16 protein-coding genes and 1 tRNA gene are annotated in these 16,617 nt (G+C 58.1%); 8 read left to right on the top strand and 9 right to left on the bottom strand.

The window, feature by feature from the left end; all coding sequences use genetic code 11:
• Window position 1 precedes the first annotated feature (1 nt).
• The 4 genes from JHL21_RS08855 to JHL21_RS17635 form a co-directional block, all read right to left on the bottom strand.
• Complete coding sequence (locus JHL21_RS08855; RefSeq protein ID WP_199531252.1) at window positions 2-829, bottom strand: ABC transporter permease; 828 nt, start codon at window positions 827-829, stop codon at window positions 2-4.
• Window positions 826-1,773 carry an ABC transporter permease gene (locus JHL21_RS08850; protein WP_200213013.1) on the bottom strand — a complete coding sequence of 316 codons (948 nt, stop codon included), beginning with the start codon at window positions 1,771-1,773 and terminating at the stop codon, window positions 826-828. The genes JHL21_RS08855 and JHL21_RS08850 overlap by 4 nt, the downstream gene beginning before the upstream one ends.
• A gap of 75 nt (window positions 1,774-1,848) precedes the next feature.
• A complete protein-coding gene (locus tag JHL21_RS08845; protein ID WP_200213012.1) occupies window positions 1,849-3,324 on the bottom strand; it encodes an ABC transporter substrate-binding protein in 1,476 nt (491 codons plus the stop codon).
• Between the two features lie 132 nt (window positions 3,325-3,456).
• Window positions 3,457-6,324 (bottom strand): histidine kinase dimerization/phospho-acceptor domain-containing protein, encoded by a 2,868-nt coding sequence (locus tag JHL21_RS17635; protein WP_216860351.1) that lies wholly within the window; start codon window positions 6,322-6,324, stop codon window positions 3,457-3,459.
• 305 nt (window positions 6,325-6,629) lie between these two features.
• Here JHL21_RS17635 and JHL21_RS08835 point away from each other — a divergent pair.
• Both JHL21_RS08835 and JHL21_RS08830 read left to right on the top strand, forming a co-directional pair.
• Window positions 6,630-6,706 (top strand) — tRNA-His (locus JHL21_RS08835).
• A gap of 378 nt (window positions 6,707-7,084) precedes the next feature.
• Entirely contained in the window at window positions 7,085-7,336 is a 252-nt protein-coding gene (locus JHL21_RS08830; protein ID WP_169195803.1) for a hypothetical protein, read from the top strand.
• Between the two features lie 75 nt (window positions 7,337-7,411).
• Here JHL21_RS08830 and rpsU read toward each other — a convergent pair whose 3' ends face one another.
• A complete protein-coding gene (rpsU, locus tag JHL21_RS08825; protein ID WP_169195804.1) occupies window positions 7,412-7,669 on the bottom strand; it encodes a 30S ribosomal protein S21 in 258 nt (85 codons plus the stop codon).
• A 134-nt stretch (window positions 7,670-7,803) separates the two neighbouring features.
• Window positions 7,804-9,666: a pilus assembly protein gene (locus JHL21_RS08820; protein ID WP_200213011.1), complete on the bottom strand. Its 1,863-nt coding sequence runs from the start codon at window positions 9,664-9,666 to the stop codon at window positions 7,804-7,806.
• Between the two features lie 501 nt (window positions 9,667-10,167).
• Between JHL21_RS08820 and JHL21_RS08815 the strand changes: the two genes are divergently transcribed.
• The 5 genes from JHL21_RS08815 (at window position 10,168) to JHL21_RS08795 (ending at window position 14,128) form a co-directional block, all read left to right on the top strand.
• The gene (locus tag JHL21_RS08815) at window positions 10,168-10,431 is read left to right on the top strand and encodes a hypothetical protein (RefSeq protein ID WP_199531256.1); all 264 of its coding nucleotides are present in this window, start codon (window positions 10,168-10,170) and stop codon (window positions 10,429-10,431) included.
• A 167-nt stretch (window positions 10,432-10,598) separates the two neighbouring features.
• Complete coding sequence (gene hisS / locus JHL21_RS08810) at window positions 10,599-12,095, top strand: histidine--tRNA ligase (RefSeq protein WP_169195807.1); 1,497 nt, start codon at window positions 10,599-10,601, stop codon at window positions 12,093-12,095.
• Between the two features lie 112 nt (window positions 12,096-12,207).
• Entirely contained in the window at window positions 12,208-13,272 is a 1,065-nt protein-coding gene (locus JHL21_RS08805; protein WP_200213010.1) for an ATP phosphoribosyltransferase regulatory subunit, read from the top strand.
• Complete coding sequence (hisG, locus tag JHL21_RS08800; protein ID WP_199531258.1) at window positions 13,269-13,961, top strand: ATP phosphoribosyltransferase; 693 nt, start codon at window positions 13,269-13,271, stop codon at window positions 13,959-13,961. The genes JHL21_RS08805 and hisG overlap by 4 nt, the downstream gene beginning before the upstream one ends.
• A gap of 2 nt (window positions 13,962-13,963) precedes the next feature.
• Window positions 13,964-14,128: a hypothetical protein gene (locus tag JHL21_RS08795; protein ID WP_200213009.1), complete on the top strand. Its 165-nt coding sequence runs from the start codon at window positions 13,964-13,966 to the stop codon at window positions 14,126-14,128.
• On the opposite strand, the gene JHL21_RS08790 is transcribed toward JHL21_RS08795, so the two are convergent.
• Both JHL21_RS08790 and JHL21_RS08785 read right to left on the bottom strand, forming a co-directional pair.
• Window positions 14,125-14,520 carry a GtrA family protein gene (locus tag JHL21_RS08790; RefSeq protein WP_200213007.1) on the bottom strand — a complete coding sequence of 132 codons (396 nt, stop codon included), beginning with the start codon at window positions 14,518-14,520 and terminating at the stop codon, window positions 14,125-14,127. The two genes, JHL21_RS08795 and JHL21_RS08790, sit on opposite strands and share 4 nt — an antisense overlap.
• The gene (locus JHL21_RS08785; RefSeq protein WP_200213006.1) at window positions 14,517-15,464 is read right to left on the bottom strand and encodes a glycosyltransferase; all 948 of its coding nucleotides are present in this window, start codon (window positions 15,462-15,464) and stop codon (window positions 14,517-14,519) included. The genes JHL21_RS08790 and JHL21_RS08785 overlap by 4 nt, the downstream gene beginning before the upstream one ends.
• A 66-nt stretch (window positions 15,465-15,530) precedes the next feature.
• On the opposite strand from JHL21_RS08785, the gene JHL21_RS08780 reads away from it, so the two are divergent.
• Entirely contained in the window at window positions 15,531-16,280 is a 750-nt protein-coding gene (locus JHL21_RS08780; RefSeq protein WP_200213005.1) for a TSUP family transporter, read from the top strand.
• Here JHL21_RS08780 and JHL21_RS08775 read toward each other — a convergent pair.
• The gene (locus JHL21_RS08775) at window positions 16,277-16,510 is read right to left on the bottom strand and encodes a BrnA antitoxin family protein (RefSeq protein WP_200213004.1); all 234 of its coding nucleotides are present in this window, start codon (window positions 16,508-16,510) and stop codon (window positions 16,277-16,279) included. The genes JHL21_RS08780 and JHL21_RS08775 overlap by 4 nt on opposite strands.
• Window positions 16,511-16,617: the final 107 nt, after the last annotated feature.

The raw sequence follows: 16,617 nt of genomic DNA, 5'->3' as shown, positions 1-16,617 counted from the left end.
GTTACAGCCCCTCACGGCGCAGACGCGGATCAATCGCATCGCGAAGTCCATCGCCAGCCAGGTTAAGGGCGATGACGATCAGCACAATGGTGAGCCCTGGAATAATGCTCAGCATGGGCTGAATGAGGAAGAGGCTCTGCGCGTCGCGCAGCATCAGCCCGAGGCTGGTCGCTGGCGGTTGGGTGCCAAGACCAATGTAGGAAAGCCCTGCTTCCGAGAGGATGCCGAGCGAGAGCTGAATGGTCGCCTGCACAATGACCAGGCTCATGATGTTGGGCAGCAGATGCCGCGCCGAAATGGCGATATTGCCCAAGCCCGCGAGCCGTGCAGCCGACACAAAATCCTGCGTCGCGACGGCGAGCGCACCGCCGCGTGCCACACGCGCAAAAACGGGTATGTTGAAAATACCAATGGCCACCATCGCGTTGATCTCGCCCGGCCCAATCAGTGTGGTCATCAAAATGGCGACAATCACCGATGGAAAGGCGAACGTCAGGTCGGAAAACCGCAAGACCAGCCATTCAACCGCGCCGCCCCAAGCCGCGGCTGCAAGGCCTAGCGGCACACCGATGCACAGACCAATGAGTGTACCTACGGCAGCTACGGAAAAGCTCGTCAGCGTGCCACTCATGATCAGCGAGAGCATGTCGCGACCAAGCTGATCGGTACCAAGCCAATGCTCGGCGCCCATGGCTTGGAAACGACGTGACACGGCGATTTGCTCAATGGGGTATGGCGTCCAGATGAGCGAGAGCAGCCCCAAAAGCGCAAACGCGAGCGCGGCGCTGAGGCCAATGACGAGGCTGGGGTGGCGAAGCATATGTTTCATGTGCGCCCCCGCAAACGCGGATCAATCAGCACATAGGCAATGTCGGTGATCAGCATGGTCAGGCTCACCACCAAAACCAGCACCATTGTCGTCCCGCTCACAAGGATGAGGTCGCGCTCAGAAATCGCCGTAAAAATCAGCCGTCCGAGGCCGGGAAGGTAGAAAACATTCTCGACGATGATGGTCCCCGCGACGAGAAACGCAAACTGCAGCCCGAGGATGGTCATCACCGGCAAGAGGGCATTGCGTACCCCATGCCGCCACAGCGCTTGGCTTTTGGTGAGCCCCTTTGCGCGGGCTGTGCGAATGAAATCTTGGCCCGCCATATCCACCAGCGCCGTGCGCATGACACGTGCCAGAATGGATGCCTGAGGCAGGGCAAGCGCGAGTCCGGGCAAGATCATGCCGCGCGCCGCTGCGCCAAAATCTTCACTCCAGGGCGTAAAGCCCCCGGTTGGCAGCCAGCGCAGTGACACCGAAAAGACCAGCGTCAGCAACATGCCGAACCAGAAGTTTGGTATGGCGACACCCGTTTGCGCAGCGATCATCAGCGCCGTGTCGGCGGGCTTACCGCGGTTCTGCGCGGCCATAATGCCAATGGGCAGACCAATGACAACGGAGACCATCATAGCGATAACGGTGAGAGGCAAGGTCACCTGCAGTCGCTCAACAATGAGCTGCATCACCGGCTGCTTTTGCGTCGCAGAGACGCCGAAATCGCCGTTCATCATCCCCCACACCCAAGTGAGAAACCTCTGATAGGCAGGGGCATCAAGACCCATTTGAGCGCGCAGCGCAGCGACGGTTTCTTCCCGCGCATTGATGCCCAGAATGAAGCGCGCCGGATCACCGGGCAGCAAGTTCAATAGGAAAAAGATCACCAGCGCTGCAATCAGGAGCGTTGCGGCAAATCCGGCAATGCGGCGGGCGAGATAGAGGATCACGACAGCAAAAAACCTTCCCCGAGGTTGCGGGGAAGGCCGTAAATCGAAAAGTTGTGGCTGACCTGTAGCAGTCGCTTATTCCGTCCAGTGAATGTCGCGCAACACCACGCCTTCAATCGGCGAGTTTTGCCACATGCCGTCGAGCTTGGCGTTCCAAACGCCGGTCTGTGGCAGCTGGAAGAGGTAACCGTTGACGGCGTCCTTGGCGATGATGGTTTGGATCTCTTGCACAAGACGCTTGCGTTCGGCGGGATCGATGGTGCCATTCAGCGTCTCGTTGAGGGCCTGAACTTCCGGGTTATCATAGCCGAAATAGTAGTTCGGGTCGGCATAGATGCCAATATCGAACGGCTCGACATGGCTGATGATGGTCAGGTCGAAATCCTTGTTACCAAACACATCCTCCAGCCAAGGCGCCCATTCCATATTGATCAGCTCAAGTTTGATGCCGATCTGGGCAAATTCGCTGGCGATGATCTGGCCGGAGGTGCGTGCATAAGCTGGCGGTGGCAGCTTCAGCGTTGCCGAGAAGCCATCGGGGAAGCCAGCTTCTGCGAGCAGTGCCTTGGCCTTTTCCAAATCATAGGGATAGGTCGCGGTCAGGTCGAGATAGTCGGCGTGGTGTGGCGCGAAATGGGTGCCAATCGGCGTGCCATAACCATAGGTCGCGGCCACCAGCTCGTCACGATTGATCGCATGGGCCATCGCCTGACGGACCTTGAGAAGGGTGAACGGTTCACGCTGGTTGTTGGTCGAGAGAATGGTCTCGCCTTCCGTCGTGCCGGTAACAATCTTGAACTGCGGATTGTTCTCGAAAATAGCCAGCGCCTCCGCACCAAAATTATTGGTGCCGTCGATGTCGCCTGCGAGCAGTGCATTGGTCATGGTCGCGGTATCGCCGATAAAGCGATAGGTCACCTTGGTGAGCGCCAAGGGCTTGCCCCAATAGGCGCCATTGGCCTCCAGAACCACGCGGCTGCCGCGATCCCACTGCACGAAATGCAGCGGCCCGGTCCCAATCGGCTCGTTCGCGTTGTTTTCGGCGCTTTCTGGCGCAACGATCACAGCGTCGCCACGACCAATGTTGAAGAGAAACAGGCCATCTTGACGCTTGAGCGTGAACTCGACGGTGAGCGGATCAATCACGTTGACGCTGTCGATAACCTGATACAGCGCCTTCTGTGCGTTGACGCTGTCGTCAGCCAAGATCCGATCAAAGGTGAACTTTACGTCTTCAGCGTCAAAGCTCGTGCCGTCATGGAAGGTCACGCCTTCATTGAGCACGAAGGTGTAGGACTTGCCGTCCTCAGAGACGCTCCAGCTCTTGGCCAGACCGGGGGAAACAGATCCATCCTGTTCGATGCGCACAAGCGCCTCAAACACGTTCTGGAACACAACGATGTCGATGGCTTCAGCCGCGCCTGCGGTCGGGTCGAGCGCTGGTGGCTCCAATACGACGCCAAGCTTGAGCTCGCTCGGTTGCGCCAAAGCGGCGGAGGTGGCCAAGATCAGGCCGGCGGTGGCCAGCGCTAGGGATTTGGTCATCGTCATGGGTGTCTCCTGAGGCCGAACTGTCCACGTCTCGGCAGAGATATGTATAGGCAAAACGCTTTGCGCACGCATCGCCCCTGTCTGTCAAACTTTTCGCCTATGTGGGCGCCGCAAAGGCGCTATGCACTCGGCTTAAGCTTGCGGAGAGAATGGTGTTTCGCTGTCGATGACGAGTGGTCGATCGTCGATCAGGTCAGAAGGGATGCGCAGGCTGAACAACATGCCATCGCTGCCTGCCGGATCAACGGTCAGTGTCACCGTGTTGACCGCCAAAAGCGAGCGGGTCAGCGCCAGGCCAACGCTGGAGCGGACGGGTGCAAGGCTCTTGCCGTTGCGATCCAGACCATCGCGGAACACCACGAACCGTTCTGTCAGATCAACGGTTCGGGCCGAGCTGTCGCGCACCTGAATGGCGATAGCCCCATCGTCCAGACGATGCGCCGAAATCACCACTGCGCCGCCCTTGGGCGTCTGGTCGATTGCACTGGCGAGAAGGTTCAGCACGGCCTGCGCCAGCGATGCTCTGTCGGCAGTGACGCGGGGGAGTTGTTCCGAGATCGCGTTGCGCACGATGACACGCGCGGTGCTGGCTTGCTCGCGAATGCGGATCACGCAGCTTTCGAGAAGGCTCGTTAGATCAAGCGTCGCGCGTTGCGGCATGTACCGCCCGTCACGCAAGCGCGAGTAGTCATCGAGCTCATCGACGAGCGCCGCAATTTCCTGTCCGGCCCGCGCGATATCGTCGGCAAAACCGGCATAGCGATCATCATCCAGCTCACCAAAACTCTTGGTGCGCATGATGTCGGAAAAGCCGATGATGGTGTTGAGCGGACGGCGTACGCCACGGCTGATACGACCCAGAAGTGCGGGGTCAACATCGTTCGAATTGGTGCGCACGGGCATGGTTTCGCGCTTCCGCACAAATCCAAAATAGCCCGAAATTATGCCTGCCTGTCCGAGCGCGAACAGCAAGAGGTCGGCTTTGCCATCGCGCATACGCAGGGCAAGGCATGGACGTGCAGATTCAGCAAAGCGGGCAGGGCGCTCCATGAAGCGGCGAAGGGCAGGGGCGTCCTCATCGGCGACAATGCTGGAGAGCAGACGGCCCAGAATCGCTTTGCCACTACCCAGCGTTTGCGTGGCCGTATCATTGGCATCGCTGATCACGCCGGAGCGGTTCGCCTCGATATAGCCGTCCTGGCGCAAATCAGCGTAGCTGCGCGCAAAGTCTCGCACAGCATCTTCGTGGCTGGTGCGCACTTCAGACGTGCTGGCAGACAGCATAAGCGCGGGGCGGCCTTGCCAAGAGATGGACTGAAGGCGCGCGGTGACCGGCACCAGAGTACCGTCGCGCTGCACAAGATGATTGATCGGGCCAGCCTGCTGGTCTTCACCGCCAAACGAGGGGAAAAGAGCGCCGAGCCCAGCCTGACGCAGAGCGTCGACGCTCTCATAGGCCACCATTGCGGTAATAGCGCGGTTCGCAAACAGGATTTGCTGGTCGCGGAACACGAGAATGCCCAGTGGCAAACGGTTGAGCACCAGTGTCTCGCCACCGAGATTGATCAGCGCGCCCGATCCCGCAACCTGAGGCACATTGGGCTGGCGGGCCTTATTCTCCTGCGATGGCAAGCCACCGACGCGATCATTGAGAATGCGCGAGAGTTCATCGAAATTGTAGCGCGAGACGCGCTCGACGGTTTCAAGGTCCGGCACAGGCTCCGCAAGGGGCTCGTGGTCTGCCTCGTTCCGGGGATTCTCGATAGGCTCGCTACCGTCGCTGTTCAGCACAAAGCGCGTCGGTTCTGAAGGCGTAGGCGGCTTGTGGCTCGCGACAAACCCTCGACCAACGATCTTGAACAGTTTTGGCGACTCAGGCGGTTGCTCGACAGCCTCGACAGCCTCGACAGCCTCGACAGCCTCGACAGCCTCGACAGCCTCGACAGCCTCGACAGCCTCGACAGCCTCGACAGCCTCGACAGCCTCGACAGCCTCGACAGCCTCGACAGCCTCGACAGCTTCGACAGCTTCGTCTTCCGGGACGAGTTGGAGGATGGTGGCGGGAGTGTCAGTGACTGCTGCGGGCTGTGTTACCGCTGGAGGAGTGTCGTCGCGCTCTGTAAGCGGGGCAAACAGCGTATCACCCTCGGACAGTTTCGCCACGAGGTCGCTGAGACGGCGTGCGACCTTTGTTGCCTGCTGAGCTGGCGCTGTGACTTGCACCGGCGCGGAGTCAGCATCCAGCGCCTCTTGCCAGTGCGCAGGCTCATCAATGCTTGGATCGAGGTCAGGGCGCGGCGCGGGTTCATAAACCGCTTCGGCGTCGGTTTCCTGCCAGCTTTCCAGTTCACGCAAATAGGTGTGGTCCGCCTCAATGGGCGGCAGGGGGTGTTCTAGCGACGCGTCTTCTGCCTCTAGCCCATCAGGGTCAGTTGCGGGAGGAGCGTCACTCGATAGCGCTTGCGGCTCGTCCGTGCGTGTTTCAGCCTCAGGAGCCTCAGGAGCCTCAGGAGCCTCAGGAGCCTCAGGAGCCTCAGGAGCCTCAGAAGCCTCAGCTGTCTGCGCGGTTTCTACGGCGTGTTGCTCGGCTTCGGCAGCAGCTTGAGCGAACTGAAGAACGCCCGCTGCCTCAAAAACCTCTTCGGTAATCGGATCAACGGCAACGATCAGCAGCACGCTCTCGTCGTTTTCCCAAGCGAGGGGCGTGGTCGCGCACGTCGAAGAGGTCGGCTTTTCGCCCGCTAGAAACTGAATGCGCGCCAGGCTCGTACGGCCTTGTGACCCAAGTCGGATCGTGCGCTGAACCTGACCCTTAATGGGTTTGGCCAAGGGGGTGCGCTTCAGACCACTTTTTTTGACTTTCGCCAAAAACAGTTCGGCGGCAGCATTGTGCCACAACAGCGTTTGTCCATCGCCAGACCATAGCCATGACGGCCGCGAATCCGAAGCATGCGCAAGCACGCGATCCGCATTCGGCAATGTCGTCCAGCTGTCGTTCATGGGCCGTATCGGTCCGATCCCTTAGCGCCTAAACCCTTGTCTCATTTCGGGACAAGATTTGGGCATACTTAATGAAACTTCAATAACGTGCTCACCACAACGAATCCAGTCAGACACGCAAGATCACATCTTTGTTCTATCCGCATGGTTAAGTGCCGATCCCTAATTATTGGTCACGAGGGCCGGAAACCGGGCACATTGCGACACGCTGTCCACAGCTAAAAATCGGTGCTTGTCAGATGCAAAATCTGACCGTATGTTCCGCCCAAGTTGAGGGAAATGCTTAGCACTTCCCCAGACGGTGTGCCGCCTTAGCTCAGTTGGTTAGAGCGCTAGATTGTGGATCTAGAGGTCCTCGGTTCGATCCCGAGAGGTGGTACCACCCCCAAATCATAACAATGATGTATGGTGGGCGCGCGAAACGTGTTATACGGCTTCGCTGATCGATTGTTTCCCGACTATCTCTTGAACAATCGCTCGATCATTCCTACGTAACCGTCGTGTTGTATCGACTGGTTACATTTCTACCTGTCAGGTTCCGCTCTCCGCTCTCCGGCAATTCGGCCTTCGCGAGTGGTCTGCAACTCTTTCACCCCTCTTATAGTTCGGTTCGTAAGCCAAGCTTTTGAGGCTTTGCGTGGTTATCGCGGCCATTGGGGCCCGCAGCGCACACTTTCCCTATCCTGCCGACACTTAGCTGCGGACGGCGCTCATAGCGCGTCCACGCCGGCTTTGTTGGCCGTACGACATGATGATGAAGATGATGAAAACCAATATTTTGAATACCCCCGGTCAATTGTTCCTGGGGTCTGATCTCGCAGCGGCGAAGGCACAGGGCCCGCGTCACTTCCGCAATTCCGGCAATGCGGTGCGCTTCGCCATGGAGCAGGCCGCGCCTGTGCACCTGCGTGGTGCTTTGCTCAAAGTGGATGGCCAGAGCTTCGGCCCGGCGCAGATTGCCAAAATGCATCAGGATCTGCTGATTGCAGGCAAAAAAATACGCGGCCTGTAAAGACCACGTTTAAACCGAATCGCTTCGGAATAGAGCCTGCCCTGTCAGCTGATGCGGACAGGGCGGGCTATTTTTTTAGTTAGCCGTACGGCCTGGAGCGCCTGCGCGCACTGGGCGCTTTGGTGCTGCAATCAGACCTTCACGGATTGCCTGCTTGCGAGCATTCTTGCGAGCGCGGCGAACAGCTTCACCCTTTTCGCGAACGCGCTTCTCAGAAGGCTTCTCGAAATAGTTGCGGAGCTTCATTTCACGGAAAATGCCTTCACGCTGAAGACGCTTCTTCAGAACGCGGAGGGCTTGATCGACATTGTTGTCGCGAACCTGTACCTGCAAAAATCTATCCTAACGTGGTGTGTTGCCTGACGAGCAGGCAGTGAGCTTGGTGCTTCTGGGAAGACGCCTTATCAGCATTTCTCGAAATGACCAAATGGAGTCAGCACAAGAATCACACTTCTCGTGCACTCAAATCACCGTGTAAGCCTCAAAGCGGTGATTTGGCGGGCGATTTGATCGAATGCGTCGTTCAACGATGCGGCATTGTCAGCGAGAAAATGGTTTGCCAGGCTCGACGCGCAGTTTTCAAGTGCGATCGCTGCTGGTGATCCTTTGGTGATTCCAAAGCCGACTGTGTAGACCTGTATGCCCGTGTTGTTTTTCATTGCCGTACAGTAGTCACTGGCTTGCTTGTAAGGGCCGCCGTTGGGGGACGCGCAATTGATTCTTTCGGCATTCCCGCTGCCGCCGGTGCTGCTGATCCCTGAAACGACACCATTGCAGTGAACCGTGTTGAATTCACCATCGGTCATGATGATGGCGGCCTTCATCAGGTGTCGTTGATGATAAGGGGCAGGAGCGCTCGTTGGCCAGACGTAACCAAAACTTGGTGCGAGCATATTCCAGCTCCACAATATGCCTGTGCTCCCAGAGGTTGATCCACCTGCTGTCAGGCCGTTTATCGCTGAGGTGAGCGTTGCCTTGCTCGTGGTCAATGGCACGATCTTGCTCGAGCTACACACGTTGCTATAGTCTGGGTCTGGATCGATATAGGGATAGTTGCGGCCCATAAATGTCGTGCTTGGCGGCGTATCTGTAGCGGCGTTTCGGGCCCGCTCAGTGGCGCAAGTGCTGATTTGCTGCACGCGTCGAGTGTACCCGATGTCGGTAAATTCAAATTCGACGCAGCCGACACTCTCGGTCTGCCAACGACACCAAAAGCGTCCGGTGTTGGCTTGATGGGTTTGGTTTCGATTGGGGGCAGTGCCCGTAATGACGAAACTATTGGCGGTTACAGCGCTGATGATGTGTTTTCGGTTATTGTAGCTGGTCAGTCCAGCGACGTCTTGGACCCATATCTCTTCGCCCTCGGCGTAGCCATGCCCCGGCGAGGTGAACACAGCCATGCAGTCCGAGCGGCGGCATTTGGCAAAGCTTCCCTTGTTGGCAACAACAGAGTTGATACCTCCGCTAATGTCCAAGGTGAAAGTGTCTGTCGAAACGCTCGAGACGCGGAGTCTTTGCGTATCGAATTTGCTGACGCCGGTGTCGCGCACATAGACATAATCATTCACCCTGAGCCCGTGCCGGGATGAGGTGAACACTGCAGGATTGGCGGTCGAAATATTCGTGATGGCTTGGTAGCCGGTCGCTGTCCATGAAATGGTTTGAATGTCTCGCCGCGGACGTATCGGGCCTCTGATAGCCTCTTCATAGGGGGCAACATTGACCGACTGCGCATAAGGTACTAGCGCCACCTTGGCATAGTTTCCGGTTCTATTGAGCGCCAAGATTGTGTCGACGAGCGAGTGAGTTGCGTCTTTCAAAGTCTTCAGGCGCGTTGCGCCTGAAGGGAGCGTGATGCTCATTGAGCCGGTGACATCCAGTGCGATCGACACTTCGACATTGGCGATTCCTTTGGTGGCTTGCGAGGTTATTGTCGCGTAGAGCAGGTCAACGCCGACAAGTTTGACGAAAATGGTTTCGACGGCAAAGCTGCCAGAGAGCATCAGCTCGCCCTTGTCGCGGTTGACCACCACCGTATCTATCTTGGCTTCGTGGATACCTTGTGTACCGAGCCGCTCCAGCACCAGCGCCTCGGCCTTTTCGCGGATAGTCTCGTCGGTTTCGGCTGGATCGTTGATCGACGGCTGTAGGGCCAATGTGGCCGCGTCGAGTGCCGTTTGCGAGCGGGTTCGGGCTTGCTCAAGGGTCACGTAGTCCACGACTGCGCCGCCCATGGCCACCAAGACAACTGCCATAATGCCAAATACAACTGCAAAGACGCCGCTGTCATCGCGGCGAAAGCGCTGTAGCAGTCGGCAAAATTGCAGCATCACCCTACGTCTCCTGATCTCTGTCACCAAAGAAAAGGTCGGTTTGCGCGCGCCTTCGCGCTGTAACGCCAACCAGCCTATGACCTTATGTGTTAGCTACAGTATCGATCTGAAACGAAAATTTTAGGTCAAACGAACTGGTTACTCTGCGGTAAAGCAAATCGTCTGGCGTTGTATCAAAGCAACACGTGGACATGATCTGAGTAGATCGTGTCTGGATGGATTGTCTTACACCGGATCGTGACTTATCCATTCGTCATCCGTAACGCCAAACAGAGGAGGCGCAACATGACTGTAATGTTCCATCGCCATTTCTCGTTTGGTCTCCATCGCAGCTGGCTCGTCTAATCTCGCCAGTCGCCTAGGTCACATGCTGACCGCGGATATCTCAACTTTCACATCTCTTGCGCGCTGAAACCGGGTCGCTTTGCGCCCCTTTGGTCTCCAGCGATTCATTCAATCCAATGAGGGCCGAAGCGTAAAACGCTTCGGAAGATCACTATGTCTATTGCCTCCGTTTCCCAGCCTCCAATCATCATGAAGCTGGAGTTCTCAATCGCTGATGCTGTGCGCCAGCGCGGCCTGATTGCGGTTTTAGTTGCCGCGATCAGTGCTTGGGCTGAGCAAAAGCAAAACTATCCTGAGGTCCCACATTACCTGCGTGCAGACGTGGGGCTGCCGCCGGAAGACCACTTGAGCTCCCAATGGTTGGGCGTAGACCTGCACGCCTACCGCCTGCATCCCCCCAATAGGGGCTCGGTTTGAGATCATAAGGCGGCCGGACCACCGGCCGCCTAACGCTCACACCAAACACCAATCAGAGTCGGGGAGGGCATTTGGATCATTTTCTCCAAGTGCCAATTGTCCTCCCCTGTTGTCTCCCCCCGGCCTATCGTCTAGGAACAAGCCGACTTTCCGCAGGTTTTAAAAGCATGTCCGAAAAGACCAAGCTCATCACGCCACGTCTCCCACGTGGTTTCGAAGATCGTACTCCCGGCGATATCGCTGCCGTTGGCGCCATGATCGGCAAGATCAAGGCCGTGTACGAACGCTATGGTTTTGACCCGGTCGAAACCCCGCTGTTTGAATATACCGATACGCTCGGCAAGTTTTTGCCCGACACCGACCGTCCAAACGCGGGCGTGTTCTCGCTGCAGGACGACGACGAACAGTGGATGAGCCTGCGCTACGATCTCACGGCGCCGCTCGCTCGCTATTTCGCCGAGAATTTTGAAACCCTACCAAAGCCCTATCGCTCCTACCGTCAGGGTTATGTATTCCGCAACGAAAAGCCCGGTCCGGGTCGTTTCCGTCAGTTCATGCAGTTTGACGCCGACACTGTTGGCGCCGGTGGTCCGGAAGCGGACGCCGAAATGTGCATGATGATGGCTGACGTCATGGATGCGCTTGGCTTGCAGGGCCAGTACATTGTGCGCGTCAACAACCGCAAGGTTCTCGACGGCGTGCTGGCCACAGCAGGCGTCACCACGGACGAGCAAAAGCTCACCGTTTTGCGCGCCATCGACAAGCTCGATAAGTTCGGCCCTGAGGGCGTCAAACTCCTCCTCGGCGCGGGCCGTAAGGACGAGTCGGGTGACTTCACCAAGGGCGCGGGCCTGTCTGCTGAGCAGATCGATCCCATCATGGGCTATATCGACAGCGGTATTCCTGCTGACGGCGTTGAAAAGGGCTCCAACGAGCACGTTATCTCCACCATCAACACCCTCGCAGGTCTGATCGGTGGTTCGGAAGCGGGCCTTGCTGGCGTTCAGGAACTGGCGTCGATCTTCGGCCTCGTTAACGCCGCGGGCTTCGGAGGTCGTGTCATTCTCGACCCATCGGTCGTGCGTGGACTTGAATATTACACCGGCGCTGTCTTTGAGGTTGAACTGACCTTCAAGGTGCAGAACGAAAAGGGCCAGGACGTGGTCTTCGGTTCTGTCGGCGGCGGTGGTCGTTACGATGGTTTGGTGTCGCGCTTCCGTCGTGAGCCGGTTCCGGCGACAGGCTTCTCCATCGGCGTTTCGCGTCTTGCCAATGCGCTCAAACTCACGGGCAATCTTGCCACCACCGAGCCTGCTGGCCCAGTTGTGGTTCTGGTTATGGATAAGGACCAGATGGCTGGCTATCAGGCCATGGTTGCCGAGTTGCGCAACGCTGGCATTCGCGCTGAAATGTTCCTGGGCAACACCAAGAACTTTGGTAAGCAGGTCGCCTATGCCGATAAGCGCAATGCCCCGGCCGTGATCATCGAAGGCTCGATGGAACGCGAACAGGGCATTTTGCAGATCAAGGACCTGGTTGCTGGCAAGCAAGCCGCAGAAGGCATTACGGACAACGCTGAATGGAAGGCTGCCCGCCCGGGCCAGTTCGAAATCAAGCGTGAAGACCTCGTCTCTGCTATCCAGAAGCTCTTGAGCGAACAATGATGCTCGGAGCCGCCAACGAACGCCTTCTGTCCTCTCCCCCACGGGGAGAGGTCGGCGCGCCGCGCCGGGTGAGGGGGGCTAACTTTCTTCTTCAGCTCGTGAGCGGTCTCCAATGACAAACGCCGCCTATCGTCGTTCCCAACTCGAAGCGCTGGTTGAAGCGCAGGGCGGCTATCGCGCTACCCCGCCACTGCTCTTGAAGGCAGACCCATATTTCGATCTTGCAGGTGAAGAGTTCGGTCGCCGTCTGCTGCTCACCACCGATGTGACTGGCGCAGAATATTGCCTGCGCCCCGATTTTACCCTGCCCATCGTTGCCGACTATATCGCCAACGGCACCCGCGAACCGGCAGCCTTCTCCTATCTCGGCCCGATTTTCCGCCAGCGCGAAACCGGCCCCGCCGAGTTTGAGCAGGCCGGTGTTGAACTCCTTGCTCAGCCCGACGGCGATATCGCGCTCGATCAGGTGCTCACCTTTGCCCGCGCGGCGCTGCGCCTTTATGGCGTCAGCCCCGAAGTGCGCCTTGGTGGTGTCGGTCTATTTGAGGCATTGCTCGCGCAGGCCGATATGCCCGCCGCTTGGCGCAGCCGCATTCGTCACCGTTTCGGCCACCAAGAAGCAATGGAGCGTTTGCTCTCTCGCCTTGAGCAGAGCGGCGACAGCACCAGCAGCGCTGTGGTGGCACGCGATGCGCTGGTTGAAGACGTCACCGCGCGCATGGTTTCTGCCGGTCTTAGCCTCACCGAAGGCCGTACGCCAGAAGAAATTGCTGATCGGTATTTGGCCCAGCAAACGCTTGATGCGGAACATGTACCTGCCGCAACAATTGCCTTGCTGCGTACCTATCTTGCTATCAAGGGCGATGTGCTGACTGCGCTGCGCGAAATCGAAGCCTTGGGCGAAAAGCATAAGCTTTTCCTTGGCGCGCCTGTCCGTGCGATCCGCCGTCATCTCGATGGTTTGGGCGAAGCACGTGTCACCTTTGACGCCAGCTTCTCGCCACGCCTCGATTATTACACCGGCATCGTTTTTGAGATGCGCGGGCAGGGCGATACCGTCCTTGCCTCCGGCGGCCAATACGATCGCCTCCTCGAACGCCTTGGCGCGACCGCCCCAATCGCAGCATCGGGCTGCGCCTTGTGGGTCGACCGCCTTGAAGCGGAGTGGCCAAAATGACCCTTACTCTTGCCGTTCCCTCCAAGGGCCGTCTCGAAGAACTGACCCGCGAATGGTTTGCCCAGCGCGGTTTGACGATCACCCGTCCGGGAGGTGCACGCTCCTATCTTGGCGCCATTGAGGGCATGCCGGATATCACCGTGCGCTTCTATCCGGCCTCCGAAATTGCGCGCGAGCTGATCCGTGGCAATATCGACCTCGGCGTGACCGGGCGCGATTTGATCCACGAAACCAGCGAAGCCGGTCCCGCATCGGTTGAGTTCGTGCGCGATCTGGAATTTGGGCATGCCGACGTTGTTGTCGCTGTCCCCGAATCCTGGATCGATGTGACCCATTTCCATGATCTGGCAGACGTCGCCTCCGACTTTCGTTCGCGCCACAAGCGCTGGATGCGGATCGCTACCAAGTACATCACCATCACGCGCCAGCATTTTGAGCGCGCGGGTATTGCTGAATACCGCATCGTCGAAAGCCTCGGCGCCACCGAAGCGGCTCCCGCAGCGGGCGTAGCGGACATCGTCGTGGACATCACCTCGACCGGTTCGACGCTTGTCGCCAATGGCTTGCGTGTTCTGGAAGACGGCGTCATGCTCAAGAGTGAAGCCAATCTCATCGTCTCGAAGACCGCTCCTTGGGATGTGGAACGCAAGGCGATTTTGAGCGACCTCCTCAACAAGCTCGGGAACTAATCATGGAACTGGCGCTGATTTTGCTCGTCGTTTTGATCGGTGTCAGCGCCATTCTTTATGCGGGTTGGTACCCGCAAAAAGATCGGAAAAAAGCCCCAGTGGCGGCGCCTGAAGCGCCACCTGCTGACGTGGCACCTGCTGAAGCGCCAAGCGAGCCTCAGCCTTAACGCGGTTTTTTATAAATCAGCTTATCGGCGGCAAGGAAGTTGACGCCGAGCCCGGCTATGCTGCCCGCCGCAACAGCCAGCGTTAGGCCGAGGCTGGTATGGGGAACAATACTGGCGACTATGCCATAGGCGAGCCAGTTCATCCCCGCGCCCGGCAACATAGCCGTCAGATAGCGCAAAAACTCTTCGCCCTTGCTGACCCCAGCCACGCGATCTTTAAACGTGACATTGCGGTTGATCACCCATGTGGTGCCAACACCGGCGAGGAACGACAGCGCTCTGCCCCAGAACGGTCCGATGTAGGGCGCTGTTAAAACCAACACCCCAGCATCCACTACAAAGGCCAATCCGCCAGCGAAGGCGAAGGGCACGAGCCGTCGAACCGCGCTCATTGCAGGGCCGCCGGTGCGCGCATTTCAAGGTATCGCAGTCTCTTGGTTTCTCTTCGACCGGTGACAACGCTGTCGAGGATCACCGCGGTCGCGCCCAAAACAACCCCACACAAGACGCCAAATCCAGCCAGGATTGCGGTGGGGAACCGGGGCACAAGGCCGGTGTCGAGATACTCAATGATGATGGGCACGGCCAGCAGCATCGAGATGATCGCGATGATCGCCCCGGTGCAAAGATAAAGCTGTCGCGGTCGTTCGCGAGCGTAAAGGCGCACGATCATTTCCAGAATTCGCAGCCCGTCGCGATAGGTGCTGAGCTTGCTCGTCGAACCCTCAATGCGGCTGCCATAGGCCGTCGGCACTTCGCTATAGGGTGCGCGGAGCTCAAGCGCGTGAATGGTTAGCTCTGTCTCGATCTCAAAGCCTTGGGAGAGCGCTGGGAAAGATTTCACGAACCGGCGCGAGAGGACGCGGTAGCCCGAGAGCATATCGGTAAATCCACTCCCAAAAATGCGGGCCACCGTGCCTGTCAGCAGTCGATTTCCAAGGACGTGCCCCGGACGATATTCCTGCCCATCCCCAACCGGCTGGCGTGTGCCAACAACGAGGTCGAGCCCCTGGTCGAGGAGTTGGTCGACCATGAGTTGGCTCTGGCTGGCGTCATATGTGCCATCGCCATCTGCCATGACATAAACGTCCGCATCGACATCGGCGAACTGCCTGCGCACCACATTGCCTTTTCCACGATAGGGCACATGCCGGACGATGGCACCCGCTGCCGCAGCGATCTCGGCCGTGTGATCGGTCGAGGCATTGTCAAAAACGTAGATGCTGGCTTCCGGTAAGGCAGCGCGAAATGCCGCTACCACGTCGGCGATGATGTTAGCCTCGTTGTAACATGGCAGGATAACCGCTACATGGTTGCCCCGATAAAGCTTGGTCACGCGTAATCTCCCCCCGGAAACGTGGCCATCTTACCGGCACATCATCAAAAAAAGTGTAACGATCCTATGCTCGATCCCTTGCTTCTTCTTGCCCTAATGGGTGTGGGCATGTTGGCAGGTTTTGTCGATGCGATTGCCGGGGGCGGGGGGATGATTGCGCTGCCTGCCATTATGGCGACCGGCATTTCGCCTGTAGCGGCGCTGGCGACCAATAAAATGCAGTCCATTATCGGCACTGGCATGGCGGGCCTCACCTATTGGCGTCGCGGCTTTGTCGACATCAAGAAGCTGCTTCCTGCGGTGGTGCTGACGTTTTTCGGCTCGATGCTGGGCGCTTTCACTGTCGCCTCTATCGACGTAACCTTCCTCACCGTCGCCGTGCCGGTGGCGCTCATTGCGATTGCGCTCTATTTCTTATTCGCGCCAAAACTCTCCGATGCGGATCGTGTCGCGCGCCTGCCCGAGCACATCTTCATCCCGGTCATGGGTTTCCTGATCGGCTTTTACGATGGGATTTTTGGACCCGGTACAGGTTCGTTCTTCTCGATTGGCTTTGTTGTCTTGTTCGGCCTCGGCCTCACCCGCGCCACAGGCCACACCAAAATCCTCAACTGCACGTCAAACCTTGCAGCTCTCGTGATCTTCATTCCGCAGGGCCATGTGGTCTGGCCGTTCGCCATTGCTATGGCCCTTGGCCAGATCATTGGGGGCTATGTTGGCGCGCGCACCGGCATTAGGTTCGGCGCAACGCTGATCCGCCCCTTGGTCGTCGTGGTCTCAATTGCGATGGCCGTAAAACTGCTGTTCTGGCCTTAATCAAGGCCGGCAGCCGTGCGCAGTGCAGCGTTGATACGGTCCTGCCAGCCGGGGCCGTCATCCTGAAAATATTCCAACACAGCCCGGTCGAGCTTTAGGCTCACCAGCTCTTTGCCTTCGGGTGGCGCGTGAACACGCGCTGCTGGAGCGTCTGTGCTTGGCTTGCTGGTCGCCGCCTTGAAGGCCGCTTCAGCCGTATCGAGGGCGCTGGCGCGTCTTGGTGGTCGCATATGTATGGGTCCTTGTGTGAGCGCATTCTACACGCGCTAGGTCGTCCCGTCTCAATCACTCAAAAGAAAAGGCGCCGTGTTTCCACGACGCCTTTCCCGTTTAGCTT

The organism is Devosia sp. WQ 349K1 (assembly GCF_016595685.1).
Classification (GTDB): domain Bacteria; phylum Pseudomonadota; class Alphaproteobacteria; order Rhizobiales; family Devosiaceae; genus Devosia.
This window is presented reverse-complemented; position numbering and strand designations above follow the sequence as displayed.